Here is a 16292-nt window from a genome sequence, read left to right as displayed (position 1 = left end):
AAGTCACGGCTTAGCTGTTGCGGCCCCTTGCGTTGAGCCCTAGCTTTGGCGCCATGGACTCAGCGCTTGAACAGATGGACTATTACGCCGCCAAGGCACTGCTGGATTGGCAGATCGAACTTGGCGCAACCGAATCCATCGGCGAATCCTCTGTGAACCGGTACGAGGCGCCGGCACCCCAACCAGTCCGCGCGCCAGCCGCCGCACCAGCGGCCCCGGCAGATGCCGCGCCGGTAAAGGTGCCAACCGTCGATCCCGTGGCCGTTGCCAAGGCCGCAGCAGGGGCGGCGCAAGATTTGGACGGGCTGCGCGCCGCGCTTGATGCGTTTACGCTGTGCGACCTGAAGAAGGGCGCGCGCAATCTGGTGTTTGCGGATGGTCAGCCGGGCGCACGCGTCATGGTAATCGGCGAAGCACCGGGGCGGGACGAGGATCAGCAGGGCAAGCCCTTTGTTGGCCGCGCTGGGCAGTTGCTGGACAAGATGTTCGCGGCCATCGGCATGGACCGCGCCGCGCCGGACGTTGCCGATGCGATTTATATCACCAACATTCTGCCGTGGCGGCCGCCACAAAACCGCGACCCGAAACCGGATGAGGTGGCGATGATGCTGCCTTTCGTTCAGCGGCATGTGGAACTGGCGGCGCCGGATGTTCTGGTGCTGATGGGCAACCATTCCTGCGGGGCGCTGTTGGGGCGCAAGGGCATCACCCGCCTGCGCGGAAACTGGGCCGAGGCATTGGGCCGTCCAGCGTTGCCAATGTTCCACCCGGCCTATCTGCTGCGCAACCCGCACGCCAAGCGCGAAGCGTGGCATGATCTTTTGATGCTTCAGGCAAAACTGCGAGGGGCCAATGTCACGCATTGACGAAAGCAAAGAATTTCTGCCGGTGCGCATTGCCGTTCTTACGGTTTCCGACACGCGCACGTTGGCCGATGACCGGTCGGGCGATACGCTTGTGGATCGTATCGAAAAGGCCGGGCACACGCTTGCCGCGCGTGGCATCCTGCCCGATGACCGCCACCAGATCGCCGAGCAGCTTAAGATTTGGAGCCGCGAGCCAGAGATTGACGTGATCATCTCGACCGGGGGTACTGGGCTGACGGGGCGCGATGTAACCGTCGAGGCGCATCGCGATGTCTATGAAAAAGAGATAGAGGCTTTCGGCACCGTCTTCACCATTGTTTCGATGAATAAAATCGGCACTTCGGCGGTACAGTCCCGCGCGACGGGCGGGGTGGCGAACGGCACCTATCTGTTCGCACTGCCCGGCAGTCCGGGTGCGTGCAAGGACGCGTGGGATGAAATCCTTTCGCTTCAACTGGATTACCGCCACCGCCCGTGCAACTTCGTGGAAATCTTTCCACGGCTAGAAGAGCACAAGCGCCGTAAATGACGGACCGCGCCGCCTTTGCTGCGATTGGCGCCCTTCCAGAGCGGATAGAGTTCGAAGCAGCGATTGTTATCGCGCGTGACAGCTCTGATCGCATTTTGATGCAGTTGCGCGATGACATTCCAAAAATCGCCGCGCCGGGAATGTGGTGTCTGTTCGGTGGTGGGCAAGAGGGGCAGGAAACCCTAGCCCAAGCCGCGCAAAGAGAGTTCTGGGAAGAAACCGGCGTCATGCTGGGGCCTGACGAATTGTCGCCATTCGCACGTATCGCCACGGCTGCACGCCCCGATGGGGTGCTTTATGCGTATCAATCCCTGCGGTTATTAACGCCCGACGCGATCAAGCTTGGCGAAGGGGCGGGGTTTGCTTTTTTAACGGCCTCGCAAATAGAAAACCTGCCCGTCGTTCGGTCATCGCGGCTTGTCATTGAACACTTCTTTTCGCAATTGTGAAAATAATCTGCGTTCGTGCGACGGAAACCCGTACCACATCCGTAACAGAGTCGTGCTTGGATGGGCGCTCGCCGAGCGCTATCTTAGGTTTATAAGTTTCAAGCGTTCCCGAACCGGGAAGGATCCGACACATGCGTTTTCTTCGTCGCAGCCTTGTGGGGCTGTTTCTGTTGGCACTGACGGTTGGCCTGCTTGCCTATGCGGGGCAGTCGATCTTTTCTGCGATGGAAACGCGGATGGCCAAGCAAACTCAGCCCCGCGCCGCGCGGGAACGGGTTTTTGCGGCCAATGTTGTTTCAGTGACCTTGCAGGATGTGACCCCGGTGCTGACCGCATTTGGCGAAGTGCGCAGTCGCAGAACCCTTGACGTGCGCGCCACGGCCGAAGGCACAGTGGTTGAACTGAACGAGAATTTCGAAGAAGGCGGCCATGTTCAGGCTGGCGACCTGCTGTTCCGTGTGGATCAGGCGGATGCGCAGGCAGCGCTGGATGTTGCAAAGGCGGATCTGGCCGAGGCCGAGGCAGAGCAACGTGACGCCACCCGCGCCCTTGTTCTGGCCCAAGATGATCTGACGGCGGCGGAAGAACAGGCGCGCCTGCGGGTTCAGGCGTTGACCCGGCAACAAAGCCTGAAAGAACGCGGTTTCGGTACAGATGCGCTTGTTGAAGAGGCCGAGCTTGCAGCCGCTTCGGCACAGCAGTCCGTCGTGTCGCGCCGCCAATCGCTGGCCATTGCAGAAAGCCGTGTAGATCAAGCGAGCACTCAGTTGGCGCGCGAACGTATCAACTTGGCAGAGGCAGAGCGGGGCCTTGCCGACACCGAAATCTTCGCGGAGTTTTCCGGCACGCTAAGTGACGTCGGGATCGTGCGTGGTGGCGTGGTTGCGAATAACGAACAGGTTGCGCAGCTGATCGACCCGGATGAACTGGAAGTGTCGTTCCGCATTTCGACCCCTCAATATTCCCGTTTGCTTGACGAAAGCGGGGGGTTGTTGGCGTCGACCGTATCGGTCGTTCTGGATGCCTATGGCGCAGACCTAGAGGCATCCGGCACGATTACGCGTGAAAGTGCCGCCGTGGCCGAAGGGCAAACCGGGCGGCTGTTGTTCGCACGGCTGACTGGCGCAAAAGGGTTCCGCCCCGGTGATTTTGTGACCGTGCGCGTGGATGAACCGCAATTAAGCAACGTGGCTGTCTTGCCCTCGGACGCTGTGGATGCGGCAAGCACTGTGTTGGTGATCGGCGAAGATGACCGGCTGGAGGTCGCAACGGTCGAACTTTTGCGGCGTCAGGGCGACGACGTTGTTGTGCGCGCTGCAGACTTGCAAGGGCGTGAAATTGTCGCCGAACGGTCGCCTTTGCTTGGTGCGGGCATCAAGGTGCGCCCGATCCGGCCCGAGGCAGGCAATGCTGCCCCCACAGAGCCGGACTTGGTCGAACTGACGCCAGAGCGCCGCGCACAGTTGATCGCCTTTATTGAGGGCAACCAGTTTATGCCCGCCGACGCCAAGGAACGTGTGCTGGCCCAGCTTGCACAGGAAAAGGTTCCCGCCCGAACGGTGGAACGTATCGAAAGCCGCATGGGGGGCTGATAAATGGCACGACCTATCTCTGGTGCGGCGGGCGGCATTCTTTCGTATTTTACGCGCCATGGGACGGCGGCCAACCTTCTGCTGGTGATCTTGATCGTGCTGGGCCTTGCCGCGACACCGCGGATGCGGTCGCAGTTTTTTCCCGATGTGATTATCGATGATGTGACGGTGTCTGTCGCTTGGGATGGGGCAGGGGCCGACGATGTTGATACCGCCATCGTTCAGGTGCTTGAAGCGACCCTGCTGGCGGTTGAAGGGGTTGAAACCGCAACCTCGCGATCCTCTGAGGGGAGCGCGCGTATCAATCTGGAGTTTGAGCCGGGTTGGGATATGGCCCGCGCAGCTGATGATGTGCAATCCGCCGTTGATGCAACCACCAATCTTCCAGATGAGGCAGACGAGCCTAACGTGATCCGCGGCGCATGGCGTGACCGCGTCACCGATGTGGTGATTACAGGGCCGGTTGGTGTGGATCAGCTTGGCCGGTTCGCCGATGAATTCGTGGCCCGGCTGTTTTCCGCAGGGGTCACGCGTACCACCATTCGCGGCCTCGCCGCGCCCGAAACAATTGTCGAGGTGCCCTCGGCCTCGCTTGTGCGTCACGACGTAACGATGGCCGAAATCGCCGAGGCGATCGCGGCAGAGGCGGACACCTCGCCGGCCGGGGATGTCGCTGGCGGAAGTGCGCGTGTGCGCACCGGTGTGGCCAAACGCGCAGCGGATGAGATTGAGGATATCGTCTTACGATCCTTTGACGACGGGTCCAGCCTGACGGTGGGCGATGTGGCGACGGTGTATGTTGAAGGCATCGACAGGAACCGGGCCTATTACGTGGGCGAACATCCGGCGATTTCGGTTCGGGTTGACCGATCTGACCAAGGCGACGCCATCGACATCCAAGAGAAGGTTCAGAAGGTCGCGGACGAAATGGTGCTGTCCCTGCCAGCGGATGTGCACGTCGATCTGATCCGCACGCGGGCCGAAGCGATTACCGGGCGGCTGAACCTGTTGCTTGATAACGGGTTAATGGGGCTTGGGCTGGTGCTGGCGCTGTTGTTCCTGTTCCTGAACGCGCGTACGGCGTTTTGGGTCGCGGCGGGTATTCCGGTGGCGATGCTGGCCACGATTGCCCTGATGTATGTGGCGGGGCTGACGATCAACATGATCTCGCTCTTTGCATTGATCATCACTCTGGGCATCGTGGTGGATGACGCCATTGTGGTGGGGGAACACGCTGATTTCCGCGCGCGCCGTTTGGGGGAAGACCCCGTAACAGCCGCAGAAAATGCCGCACGGCGCATGGCCGCCCCGGTGTTTTCGGCCACCGTAACAACGGTCATCGCGTTCTTTGGGTTAACGGCCATCAGCGGGCGATTTGGCGATCTGATCTCGGACATACCGTTCACGGTGATCGTGGTTCTTCTGGCTTCGTTGGTTGAATGCTTTTTGATCCTGCCCAACCACATGTCCCATGCGGTGGCGCATTCCGCGAAAGAGCATTGGTACGACCTTCCGTCGCGCGTGGTGAACCGCGGCTTTACATGGGCGCGCACGAAATTGTTCCGCCCGTTGATGGCGGGCGTCATCAAGGCGCGGTATCCGGTTATGGCGCTGACAATCGTTGTGCTGGCCTCGCAGGTGGCGATCTTCATTCGCGGTGATGTGCAATGGCGGTTCTTCAACGCGCCTGAACGCGGCTCTATTTCAGGTAATTTCGCGATGGCACCGGGGGCGACGCGGGACGACACCGTCGCGATGATGCGTGAAATGCAGCGCGCCGCCGATGCCGTCGCCACACGATACGTGGAAGAGCACGGTGCCAGCCCGCTGGATTACGTGATTGCCGAAATTGGCGGGAACACTGGGCGCGGTTTGTCCGGCGTTGATGGTAAGGATGCGTCGCTTCTTGGGTCTATCGCGATTGAATTGATTGACGCCGACTTGCGCCCTTATTCGTCGTTCCAGTTCTTGGCGGATTTGCAGGAAGAGGTGCGCCAGCATCCGTTGACCGAAACGCTTAGCTTTCGCGGATGGCGGTCCGGCCCCGGCGGTGATGCGCTGGATGTCGAATTTTACGGGGCCGATGCCGAAACGCTGAAAGCTGCGGCCGAGGCACTGAAGACACAGCTGTCGCAATTCGCAGAAGTTTCGGCGCTGGAAGATAGTCTCGCCTATGACAAGGAAGAATTGATCCTTGAGCTGACACCGCAGGGCAAGGCCGTTGGTTTCACCATCGACGCCTTGGGCCGCGTGCTGCGCAACCGGCTGAACGGGATCGAGGCCGCGACCTTCCCCGATGGCCCACGTTCTGCCACGATACGCGTCGAACTGCCCGAGGGGGAGCTGACGGCAGATTTCCTTGATCGCACGTTGCTACGTTCTTCCAGCGGGCAGTACCTGCCGCTGGCGGATATTGTGACGGTTGATCGGCGCACGGGGTTTTCGACGGTGCGGCGTGAAAACGGGCTGCGGGTGGTTTCGGTCACTGGCGACATTTCCGAAGACGACCCCGCCCGCGCCGAAGAAATCATGAAAGAGCTGCAAGACACGATCTTGCCCGATGTCGAAAGCCGATTTGGCGTGGCGTGGCAGTTATCCGGGTTGGCCGAGCAAGAGAACGAATTTCTAAGTGATGCGATGACCGGGCTGACGCTGTGTCTGCTTGGCATTTACCTGACGCTTGCCTGGATATTTTCCAGCTGGACCCGGCCGATCGTCGTGATGGCGATTATCCCGTTCGGATTGGTCGGCACCATCTATGGCCACGTTCTGTGGGAGGTGCCTCTTTCCATGTTCACGGTTGTTGGCCTGATCGGCATGACGGGGATCATCATCAACGATTCAATCGTGCTGGTTGGTACGGTCGATGAATACGCGCAAACGCGCGGGCTTATCCCGGCAATTATCGATGGGGCAGCGGACCGTCTGCGCCCGGTGCTGTTGACGACGCTCACAACGGTTCTGGGCCTTTCGCCGCTGTTGTACGAAAAATCATCGCAAGCGCAGTTTCTGAAACCGACCGTTATTACGCTGGTCTATGGCCTTGGCTTTGGGATGATCCTTGTGCTGCTGGTTGTGCCCGCGCTGTTGGCGATGCAACAGGACGTTGGGCGCCAGATCACGGCGGCGCGTCGGGCGTTGCGCGTGCCGCAGCGTGCGCGCGGCCTGAAAGCGCTTGTCGCGCTTAGCGGGCTGGCACTTGTCGCTGTGTTCGGGCTGACGGTTGGGCATGTGATCGCGACCGGTGTGTTGTCGCCCTTGGTAATGGCCCTGATGCCAAACCTTGCAGGCGGCCCGGCTATGCTAACCGCGCTGGCGCTGTTCGTGGTGATTTCTGCGATACTGTTGATTGCCGTCTATGCCGTGGCTGCGACGGTGATCGCGCTGCGGCGTGACAAGGTGGCTTAGCTGCCAGTGCAGCCCTGAATATCAATCGCCTTCTTGCCTGACAAAAGGGTCACGCGAACTTTTGAACGGTCCAGCGCGAAGGGGGCCGCGTTTTCGGGAACCATTTCTGTTACGGCAACCAGATCCCGACCTTCGCGGGTTACGTTCGCCTCGGCGATCCAAATGCTGGGATCAGGAAGTTCAATCACGGCAACCTCTTTGCCGCCCATCGGCGCAACGGAAATACGCGTGGTCAGGCGCAGCCCGTCGGCGATGGGTTCCACCGTGCAGGTCACCTTGCCCACGCCAGCTGACTTGGCGCTGATCGGGCGCTGGGCCAGTGCGGCGTTGATCGGCGCAGGGTCCGCTTGGGCAGGAAGGGTCGCGCGCAGTTCAAGCTCTATCGGCATGCAAATGTCCAGACAGACGCCCAATGCAACGTTGCCATTGATGGTGATCGGCTGTCCCGGGCTGCTTGGGGTCAGCTCAATCGGCAGGACGAGTTCGTTTTTGTAACCGATGGCACGCATGCCGTTTTGATAGAACACATCGGGCCGCGGCCAGTGATACGTGGCCGAGCGGATGTTGCTTGACCCCGACCAATCAAACTGCGGCGGAATTCCCGCATCCCCCGGCGCACGCCAATAGGTTTTCCAACCCGGGGCAAGCATCAGGCGTAAGCCAACGATCTGTGCGCCGCTGTCCGTTTCCCACCCGGGAAGGATTTCGGCGGTCACGACGTCATCATATTCGCTGCCCGCAAAAGCGGGGGACAGCGTTGGCAGCGTAAGGCCTGTGGCCAGCACCAATTGGGTGAGAAAACGTTTCATCATGACGCAGAACATAAGCAGCGAGGCCAAATTCTGAAATCACAATTGGGAGATGTGAAGGTGAGTGTGTCTTTTCGCACGCTTGCCCTTTTCCCCACAGCCGACACTTCTTACATTAAACATATGCAAGAAAACACCATGGACTTTAGCGGCAAACTTCTGATTGCGATGCCCGGGATGGGCGATCCGCGCTTTGAAAAAAGCGTGGTTTATATGTGTGCTCATTCCGATGACGGCGCGATGGGGCTTATTATCAACAAGCCCACGGACGAATTGCGCTTTTCCGATTTGTTGGAACAGCTAAGCATCCCCAAAGGGCCGGGGCGCGATATTCGGGTGCATTTTGGCGGGCCTGTTGAACATGGCCGCGGGTTTGTGCTGCATTCGCGCGATTACCGGTCGAACCAATCCCCGACCTTGAAAGTTGATGATCAGTTCGGGCTGACAGCGACGCTGGATATCCTTGAAAAAATGACCCGTGGCAGCGGGCCAGAACGGGCGATCCTTGCCCTTGGCTATGCCGGGTGGGGGCCCGGCCAGTTGGAGGGAGAGATCCTTCAAAACGGCTGGCTTACGTGTGACGCCAACCCTGACATCGTTTTTGATGCCGATGACGGCTCTAAATGGGCGCGGGCGTTGCAGGTGCTTGGGGTGGACCCGCTAACCCTGTCTGCCGAGGCTGGGCGCGCTTAGGAACGTGGTGCAGCGGCGCGGCGCAAACGGTCGTTGATGGCGCGGCCAAGCCCGTGTTCGGGGACCGGTGCGATTGCTATGACCTGCCCAGTGTTCGCCAGCGCATCAATCGCCCGCAAGTGATGAAACAGATTGGCGGCTGCCTCTACCAGATCACCAGTGGGTGATAAGTTCAGGGCTGCGTCTTTGCAATCTGGGCCGAAGCCAAGCCAAACCTCATCGACATCGGGCGCGGTGGCATTCAGGCGTACAGGCGCACCGGGCGCGTAATGTGATGTCAGCTGCCCCGGCGCGTTGATGCCTGCGTTTTCGCCACGTGCGGCCAAGGGCTGACCGATGCACTCCTCGATCACCTCGGTCGGAAGGCCACCGGGACGTAACAGCGTTGGCCCGCCGTCGAACCCAATGATTGTCGATTCCACGCCAACTCCGCATGCGCCACCATCAACGACGGCTTCGATGCGGCCTGTCAGACCTTCCAGAACATGTTCCGCCCGTGTCGGGCTGACTTTGCCCGATGGGTTTGCAGACGGGGCCGCGACAGGACCAGCAAAGGTGGTCAGAAGATCGTGCGCAACGGGATGTTCGGGCACCCTAAGGGCCACAGTGTCATTGCCTGCCGTCACCAATGGCGACAGCCCAGAATCGGGCCGAAGTGGCACGACAAGCGTCAGCGGCCCGGGCCAAAACGCATCGGCCAGCCGTTCGGCAAGTTCGGGGAAGTCAGCGATTGTGCGTGCAACATCCATGTTCGGTAGGTGAACGATCAGCGGATTGAACCGCGGTCTGCCCTTTGCTTCGAATATTCGGGCGACTGCGGTGTCGTTGCGCGCATCCGCGCCAAGGCCGTAAACGGTCTCTGTCGGGAAGGCCACAAGGGCACCATCCGTCAGAAATTCTGCCGCGCGGGAAAGCCCCGCGTGGTCGGGTGTTAGGGTGACGGTGGGGACTGCACTGCTCATGTGACGCTGCGTCTGCCTTGATGGTGTGGCTCTGCACAGTAGGCTTTGGCCAACAATTCTGCTGACATACTGCTGTGCTTTGTTATTCACAAGGCGCGACTGAGAGAGGGACCCCAATGCCATATCGCGCCCCGGTAAGCGATTTTCAGTTCATTTTTGACCATGTTGTCGATCTTGAACAAGTCACGAAAACCGACCTTTTTGCCGAAGCCTCGCGCGATGTGACGGATGCGATTCTGATCGAGGCCGGTAAACTGTGCGAAGAGGTGATGGCACCTGTTCAGCGCAACGGCGATTTGCACCCAGCAGTTCTTGAGAATGGCGTTGTGCGCAGTTCCCCCGGTTTTTCCGAAGCCTATCAACAAATTGCCGAAGGCGGCTGGGTTGGCATGTCGGCCGATGTTGAACATGGCGGCATGGGTCTGCCGATCACCGTGACCACCGCCGTCAACGAAATGATGAGCGCGGCGTGCTTGTCGTTGCAGTTGAACCCGCTGCTGACCATGGGTCAGATCGAAGCGCTGGAACATCATGCAAGTGATGAAATGAAGGCGCTGTACCTGCCCAAGCTGATTTCGGGCGAATGGAACGGCACAATGAACCTGACCGAGCCTCATGCCGGTACAGATGTCGGCGCGCTGTCGTCCAAGGCAGAACCGAATGGCGATGGCACCTATGCCGTGACTGGCCAAAAGATATTCATCTCTTGGGGTGATAGCGACATGAACACCAACACCTGCCATCTGGTGTTGGCGCGCCTTCCCGATGGTGCGGCAGGGACGCGTGGTATCAGCCTGTTCATGGTGCCCAAGTTCATTCCAGATGAAAACGGCAACCCCGGCGTGGCGAACACGCTGAAGGTGGTTAGCCTTGAGCATAAGATGGGCCTTCACGGCTCCCCCACTGCAGTGATGCAGTTTGACGGTGCCAAAGGCTGGCTTGTTGGCGAAGAGCATAAGGGCATGGCCGCGATGTTCACGATGATGAACAACGCACGGCTGGGTGTTGGCGTTCAAGGCATTGGTGCCGCCGAAGGCGCGTATCAGCAGGCTGTTTCCTATGCGATGGACCGCAAGCAAAGCAAAACACCGGTTGGTGACGGTGCTGGCACGATTGTGGATCATGCCGATGTCCGCCGGATGCTGGCGACGATGAAGGCAGAGGTATTTGCCGCTCGTGCAATCTCTCTTGCCTGTGCGGCGTCGATTGATTTGGCGCGTGCAACGGGCGACGCTGATCATCAGGCGCGCGCGGCGCTGTTGACCCCAATCGCCAAGGCATATGGAACGGACACCGGCATCAACGTGTCGTCCATGGGCATTCAGGTGCATGGCGGCATGGGGTTCATCGAAGAAACCGGCGCAGCGCAATACCTGCGTGATGTGCGCGTGACGGCGATTTACGAAGGCACCAACGGCATTCAGGCCATGGACCTTGTGGCGCGCAAAATGATGGACGGTGGCGAAGCTGCCTTCCGCCTGTCCGAAGAAATTGAAACCGCGGCCGAAGCCGCGCGTGGTTCGTTGCCAGAACTGGCCGAAGACGTGTGGGGTGCGGCCGAGGATCTGCGCGAAACCACCGAATGGATGGTCGCGCAGGACATGAACGACCGTTTTGCCGGTGCGGTGCCATATCTGCGCGGCTTTGCCTTGGCGCTGGGTGCGCATTTCCACCTGAAGGCCGCAGTTGCCGAAGGGGCAGATGGCCCACGTACGGCGCTGGCGCGGTTCTTTATCAAGCGGATCCTGCCAGAGCATAACGCATTGTTCGCCCATGCCCGCGAAGGGGCTGAAGGGCTGTATGCGCTGTCACCCGAAGATCTGGTGGCGTAATGGACGGCACGCCCTCTGCTATTCGCTATCCCTGGAGCGAACCGCCAGCAGAGGGTGAAGCCATCGAAGTGGCCCCCGGCGTTCTTTGGCTGCGTCTTCCGCTGCCGATGAAGCTGGACCACGTGAACATCTTTGCGCTGGACGATGGCGACGGATGGACCATCGTCGATACCGGGTTTTGTTCAAAAAGCAGCAAGGCAATCTGGCAGAAATGCCTTGATGGGCCGTTGGGTGGCAGGCCAGTAAACCGGGTTGTTGTCACCCATCATCACCCCGATCACGTGGGGCTGGCTGGCTGGTTTCAGTCCGAACACGGCGCTGAACTGATGACAACCCGCACCGCGTGGCTGATGGCCCGTATGAAGGTGTTCGAGGTCGAAGAACATCACACCGAAGAAACGTTGGCGTTTTGGCGCGGGGCCGGGATGGACCCTGCTGTTTACCAAGGCCGCGTGTCGGAACGGCCCTTCAACTTTGCCGATGTCGTTGCCCCAATGCCGCTGGGCTTTACCCGCGTGAAGCAGGGCGATGTCGTGCATTTTGGCGGACGGGATTGGGATGTGCGCATCGGCCACGGCCACGCGCCCGAACATGCCACGTTCTGGAGCCGTGATGACAACCTTGTCCTTGGCGGGGATCAGTTGTTGCCCTCCATCTCTCCGAACCTTGGGGTCTACGCGACAGAACCAGATGCCGACCCCGTGGGCGAGTGGTTGGACAGCTGCGAAGGGTTCATCCCCTTTGCCGATGGTGAACAGCTTGTCTTGCCGGGGCACAAACTGCCCTACACCGGCCTGCCGACCCGTTTGAACCAACTGATCACCAACCACCACAGCGCGCTGACCCGTCTGCTTAAGCACCTTGAAACGCCGCAATCGGCAGGAAGCTGCTTTATGCCCCTGTTCAAACGAGAGATTTCTGGCGGCGAATATGGCCTTGCTCTGGTCGAGTCTATCGGCCATCTCAATCACCTATATCATCTGGGCCGCGTTAACCGTTGGCGCGGTGAGAATGATGAATGGTTGTTTCAGGTGAAAGAGGTAGCAGGTGACTGACGATCAACAGGCCGAAAAACCAACAGGCGTGGGTGCGCCCCGCATCGCACGTGTCGTACATTCCGACCCAAATGCCCCGGCATCGCCCGAACAAAAGCCGCTTCCTGATTCGGTGGTGCGTAAACCCGTCGATAAGAAAAGCGCGGCCGAATGGGCCTATGAGCGGCTAATCCTGTATATCCAGAACTTCGAAGAGCAGCTGGATTCAGAACAAGAGATCGCCATTGGCATGACCGGCGGGAATGCTGGCGTGCTTCGTATCGAAGGCGTTGGCTATTTCGACCCTGATATCATTACGTTCTATGGCTCTGATGAATCGGGTATGCGCACGCAATTGGTGCAGCACGTTAGCCAGTTGAACGTCATGCTACGGGCCTTGCCCAAGCTAGAGGAAACCCCCGTCGCGCGTCGCATCGGGTTCCGCTTGGCCGAGGATTTGGAACAGGATGAGTAAGCTGCGGCGATCTGGGTCGTGACAGCGATTTCCAAATCAGCTATCTGAACTTCGCACGAACAGGGAAAGGAACCCCCATGGCAGAGCATAAGCACGGCTCGATGGATATCACCACGCAGGAAAAAACCTTTGAGGGTTTTATCCGCTTTTCGATTGCTACGGCAGTCTTCTCCATCGCATTGCTGATCTTCATCGGTCTGGTTAACGGCTGATTTGCGCAAGGCGGGGTCTTCCCGCCTTTTTCTTAGGTGGTTTTGTATGCGCGGCGTTCTGCTTGGCGTTTTTGCTTCGCTGTTTCTGGCTGGTTGTGGTGCGGATTCTGTCTGGGCCCCAGAAGAGGCTGTGCGCGCGGCGGCTTATCGCCCGGCTGGTCCCACTTCGATCACGTTGTTCACGATGGTCAACAACCGGTCGAACGAAGGCGCGCATAGCGCGATCATGATCAATGCAAGCCAGCGGGTGATTTTCGACCCTGCCGGCACGTGGTGGCACCGTACCGCGCCCGAACGTCACGATGTGCATTACGGCATCACGCCGACCATGCTGAAATTCTTCATCGATTATCACGCACGCGAAACCTATCGGGTTGTTACGCAGACCGTGGTGGTCACACCCGACGTTGCAGAACAAGCCTTGCAACTGGTCGAAGCAAACGGCGCCGTTCCAAAGGCGTTCTGCGCAAACGCCACGACGCGTATCTTCAGCAAACTACCCGGTTTCCAATCTGTGGGTGGCGGCATGTTCCCGGGGCGGATCATGAAATCATTTGGCGAACTGCCCGGCGTCGAAACCAAAGTCTATTACGATGAAGATTCCGACGATAATAGCGCGCTGCTATCAAGTCAGCAGTCGGCCTCTGCGGCGTCTCAGCCTAGCAGGTAAAGCCCAAGGTAGAGCGTGCCCGCGCCGCCAAAAATCGCCGCCAAAACATTCTTAGTCGTCACACCCAGCAAAAGCGTTACTGCCGCTGCAAGGATGCGCGCAAGATCGGGCTGGCCGCCTGTCGCTTCTGGCCACAGCACCAGTGGCGCGATCAGCGCAGGCAACACTGATACCGGCGTGTAGCGCAGGTGCCGCAGCACCCATTCTGGCAGTTCTCGGTCGCCGATGATTCCCAGAAAGGAAAACCGGATCAGGAAGGTCCCAATGCCAAGCAAGGCAATGATCGTCCAAATCTGGGTGCTGCTCATGTCCATCGGTTTTGCCTTTTCAGCCAAAGTTCAACTTGTGCGCCTGCCATCATCGCCGCGATCGAGGCGATCATCAGCCCGCCGTTGTAGGGAAGGAAAGCCAACGCCAAGGCGACGGCAACCGACACCAGCGCGGCGGCGACATGGGCCAGCGTGCGCAGGGCCGGGGCGATCAGCGCAAGGAAGGTGATCGGAACCGCGAAATCCAGCGCGTATTCCGGCGGAATTTCTTGGCCCATCACCGCACCGGCATAGGTCATCAAATACCACATCGGACAGATCGGAAGGATCACGCCAAAGAAATACGCGGTCTTTTGGGCGCGCGACATTTCGGGATGTTTTTCGAAACGCGCGACACCAACGGCATAGGACTGGTCGACCAGAAAATAGGCCATCAATGCGCGCTGCCACAAAGGCGCGGCACCCAGGTGCGGGGTCAGCGATGCGGAATACATCGCCATTCGCAGGTTCACGGCCAAAGCTGTTGCCAGAATAACCGCTGTGGGCGCGTTTTCGGTGATCAATTGAATCGCCGCGAATTGCGAAGCGCCTGCAATAACCAGCACCGAAAAACCCATGACTTGTGCAAGGTTAAACCCGGCTTCGGTCGCGACAACGCCGAACAATACCGCGAACGGTATGACCACAAATAAAAACGGAGCGCCGTGGCGAACGCCCAGCCAAAAAGCTGATCTGGAGTTTGGTGATGTCATTGGGTGCCTCTGGACTACGAAGGCCCCGAAGCAGCGGCCCTACGTCTGCCAGAAGCTATCATTCCCAACACGAGGTGCAAGTGGGTTAGTCGAAGGTTCCCGAAACACGCCCCAACAGCATAAATGCCCGCGCGGTGCGGGTTTCTGCCAGATCGTTAATCTCTTGATCTGTCGCGACCTTATCGAAGTCGCTGAACGTATGGTCGAACTGGCGCAAGAAATGGTGCGCCGCATCCCGGAAAATCGGATCTTGGCGCATACGGCCCGCCGTTAGTGCAAGACAGGACCGGTCGCGCACCCCACCAAGGCCAGCCACGGTCGCGCCACGTTCACCTTGGGCGAAACGGCGCCAGATTTCAGGGCGGGCACGGTCGGGGCGCAGGTCATCCATATAGATGCCATCTTGGCTAAGAAGCGTCAGAACGTCCTGAGCCGACCGAACAAGTTTCGCCGCAGTGCGGTCTTGTAGCGCACGACGCAGCGCGCGGAACCCTTCGTGATCTTCCGCCGTTTCGGGGAAGTTCAACGCCTTGATGAAATCCGAAATCGACAGGGGCGGCTGAATCTCTTCTGCCGGGGTGCCAAGAGCAAGCGACGGCTGAGAACCGTCATTGGCGATTGCGCCTTGCTGCGGGCTTGCCATCGGGGCGTCGCGATCACGCGAGGTGGCAAAAGTTGCAATCGCGGATTCCGCTTGTTTCTGCGAGGCGACGATTTCGTCCAGTTTCTTTTCGACGGTGGGGCGGACGCCGACGTTGGTTGTCTGCTGTTGCTGGATATAGGCGTGGCGCATCGCATCGATCGCAGATTGCAGCCGCGCAGATTCTTCGCGCATGATGCGCGCGCTTTTCGCCGCCGATGCCCCGACCCAGATCAGGGCCACGGGCATTGCGATGGCAAGAAAGGTCAGCGCGAAACGGATTGGGTCAAACCCGCTTTCAGGGTCGCCCGTGCCCGCGATCATGAAGAACAGGCCCGACGCCACCAGCCAAAGCACACTTAGCGCGATTGCAATGATATCGGCCGCGGTCAGGCCGTCGCCCATGCCACGTTTTCCAAAAATACCGAGGTCAATCGGTGGGTCCTGATTCTTCTTGGTCATGTCGGGTCGGTCTCGGCCTTGTGCCTCAGACATATTGGACGCTTAGAACCTCATAGCTCTTACCGCCGCCGGGTGTCTTCACCTCGACGCTATCGCCTTCGTCTTTGCCGATCAACGCGCGTGCCAGTGGCGACTTGATGTTCAGAAGGCCACGTTCGATGTCGGCTTCTGGTTCGCCAACAATCTGATACGTTTTTTCTTCGTCGGTATCTTCATCCACCAACTTGATCGTCGCGCCAAACTTGATGGCGCCGGAAAGCTTGCTGGGGTCGATGACTTCGGCAAGCGAAAGCAGGCCCTCAAGTTCTTTGACCCGACCTTCGATGAAGCTCTGTTTTTCGCGGGCGGCATGGTATTCGGCGTTTTCCGACAAATCCCCATGTTCACGTGCTTCGGCGATGGCCCGGATCACGGCGGGACGTTCCACCGACTTTAGGGTTTTCAATTCGGCATCTAGTGCTGTGTGACCCTCGCGGGTCATCGGTATCTTTTCCATCGCAACCATCGAACATTTGAAAGCGGCACGGCCTAATCAGGCGCGCCGCTGGTGACTGAATTCCAACAAATGACCCCAGAGGCGCGCAGATTGCAAGGGGTCGCCGTATTTGGGGCGGCCAATATGCTGCAGCGCGACAAAA

At 59.2% G+C, this 16292-nt stretch carries 17 protein-coding genes; 11 read left to right on the top strand and 6 right to left on the bottom strand.

Annotation, left to right across the window (positions count from 1 at the left end; all coding sequences use genetic code 11):
• The first annotated feature begins 53 nt into the window (after positions 1-53).
• From COL8621_RS14250 to COL8621_RS14230, 5 genes are all read left to right on the top strand, one after another.
• The gene (locus COL8621_RS14250; RefSeq protein ID WP_093967975.1) at positions 54-866 is read left to right on the top strand and encodes a uracil-DNA glycosylase; all 813 of its coding nucleotides are present in this window, start codon (positions 54-56) and stop codon (positions 864-866) included.
• Positions 853-1395: a molybdenum cofactor biosynthesis protein B gene (gene moaB, locus COL8621_RS14245; RefSeq protein ID WP_093967974.1), complete on the top strand. Its 543-nt coding sequence runs from the start codon at positions 853-855 to the stop codon at positions 1393-1395. Before COL8621_RS14250 ends, moaB begins: the two co-directional genes overlap by 14 nt.
• Positions 1392-1844: an NUDIX domain-containing protein gene (locus COL8621_RS14240; RefSeq protein ID WP_093967973.1), complete on the top strand. Its 453-nt coding sequence runs from the start codon at positions 1392-1394 to the stop codon at positions 1842-1844. Before moaB ends, COL8621_RS14240 begins: the two co-directional genes overlap by 4 nt.
• 131 nt (positions 1845-1975) lie before the next feature.
• Entirely contained in the window at positions 1976-3436 is a 1461-nt protein-coding gene (locus COL8621_RS14235) for an efflux RND transporter periplasmic adaptor subunit (protein ID WP_093967972.1), read from the top strand.
• A gap of 3 nt (positions 3437-3439) precedes the next feature.
• The gene (locus COL8621_RS14230) at positions 3440-6844 is read left to right on the top strand and encodes an efflux RND transporter permease subunit (RefSeq protein WP_093967971.1); all 3405 of its coding nucleotides are present in this window, start codon (positions 3440-3442) and stop codon (positions 6842-6844) included.
• On the opposite strand, the gene COL8621_RS14225 is transcribed toward COL8621_RS14230, so the two are convergent.
• Entirely contained in the window at positions 6841-7653 is an 813-nt protein-coding gene (locus COL8621_RS14225) for a protein-disulfide reductase DsbD domain-containing protein (protein ID WP_093968609.1), read from the bottom strand. The genes COL8621_RS14230 and COL8621_RS14225 overlap by 4 nt on opposite strands.
• 123 nt (positions 7654-7776) lie before the next feature.
• On the opposite strand from COL8621_RS14225, the gene COL8621_RS14220 reads away from it, so the two are divergent.
• A complete protein-coding gene (locus COL8621_RS14220; RefSeq protein ID WP_176438537.1) occupies positions 7777-8346 on the top strand; it encodes a YqgE/AlgH family protein in 570 nt (189 codons plus the stop codon).
• On the opposite strand, the gene COL8621_RS14215 is transcribed toward COL8621_RS14220, so the two are convergent.
• The gene (locus tag COL8621_RS14215) at positions 8343-9308 is read right to left on the bottom strand and encodes an L-threonylcarbamoyladenylate synthase (RefSeq protein ID WP_093967970.1); all 966 of its coding nucleotides are present in this window, start codon (positions 9306-9308) and stop codon (positions 8343-8345) included. The two genes, COL8621_RS14220 and COL8621_RS14215, sit on opposite strands and share 4 nt — an antisense overlap.
• 116 nt (positions 9309-9424) lie before the next feature.
• Here COL8621_RS14215 and COL8621_RS14210 point away from each other — a divergent pair, with 116 nt between their 5' ends.
• The 5 genes from COL8621_RS14210 to COL8621_RS14190 all read left to right on the top strand — a co-directional run bounded on the left by COL8621_RS14210 (position 9425) and on the right by COL8621_RS14190 (position 13531).
• Positions 9425-11140, top strand: a complete 1716-nt coding sequence (locus COL8621_RS14210) for an acyl-CoA dehydrogenase (RefSeq protein ID WP_093967969.1) — start codon at positions 9425-9427, stop codon at positions 11138-11140.
• A complete protein-coding gene (locus tag COL8621_RS14205; protein WP_093967968.1) occupies positions 11140-12195 on the top strand; it encodes an MBL fold metallo-hydrolase in 1056 nt (351 codons plus the stop codon). Before COL8621_RS14210 ends, COL8621_RS14205 begins: the two co-directional genes overlap by 1 nt.
• Before the next feature lie 28 nt (positions 12196-12223).
• The gene (locus tag COL8621_RS14200) at positions 12224-12649 is read left to right on the top strand and encodes a DUF6173 family protein (protein WP_093968607.1); all 426 of its coding nucleotides are present in this window, start codon (positions 12224-12226) and stop codon (positions 12647-12649) included.
• A 77-nt stretch (positions 12650-12726) separates the two neighbouring features.
• A complete protein-coding gene (locus tag COL8621_RS14195) occupies positions 12727-12861 on the top strand; it encodes an aa3-type cytochrome c oxidase subunit IV (protein WP_093967967.1) in 135 nt (44 codons plus the stop codon).
• A gap of 46 nt (positions 12862-12907) precedes the next feature.
• The gene (locus COL8621_RS14190) at positions 12908-13531 is read left to right on the top strand and encodes a hypothetical protein (RefSeq protein ID WP_093967966.1); all 624 of its coding nucleotides are present in this window, start codon (positions 12908-12910) and stop codon (positions 13529-13531) included.
• Here the strand turns inward: COL8621_RS14190 and COL8621_RS14185 are convergent.
• The 4 genes from COL8621_RS14185 to greA all read right to left on the bottom strand — a co-directional run bounded on the left by COL8621_RS14185 (position 13516) and on the right by greA (position 16150).
• Positions 13516-13845 (bottom strand): AzlD domain-containing protein, encoded by a 330-nt coding sequence (locus tag COL8621_RS14185; protein WP_093967965.1) that lies wholly within the window; start codon positions 13843-13845, stop codon positions 13516-13518. The two genes, COL8621_RS14190 and COL8621_RS14185, sit on opposite strands and share 16 nt — an antisense overlap.
• Positions 13836-14552 (bottom strand): AzlC family ABC transporter permease, encoded by a 717-nt coding sequence (locus COL8621_RS14180; RefSeq protein ID WP_093967964.1) that lies wholly within the window; start codon positions 14550-14552, stop codon positions 13836-13838. Before COL8621_RS14180 ends, COL8621_RS14185 begins: the two co-directional genes overlap by 10 nt.
• 85 nt (positions 14553-14637) lie before the next feature.
• Positions 14638-15654 (bottom strand): hypothetical protein, encoded by a 1017-nt coding sequence (locus COL8621_RS14175; protein ID WP_370804635.1) that lies wholly within the window; start codon positions 15652-15654, stop codon positions 14638-14640.
• Positions 15655-15679: 25 nt separating this feature from the next.
• Positions 15680-16150: a transcription elongation factor GreA gene (gene greA, locus COL8621_RS14170; RefSeq protein ID WP_093968605.1), complete on the bottom strand. Its 471-nt coding sequence runs from the start codon at positions 16148-16150 to the stop codon at positions 15680-15682.
• Between the last annotated feature and the right edge of the window lie 142 nt (positions 16151-16292).

It is taken from the genome of Actibacterium lipolyticum (genome assembly GCF_900184935.1).
GTDB lineage: Bacteria > Pseudomonadota > Alphaproteobacteria > Rhodobacterales > Rhodobacteraceae > Actibacterium_A > Actibacterium_A lipolyticum.
This window is presented reverse-complemented; position numbering and strand designations above follow the sequence as displayed.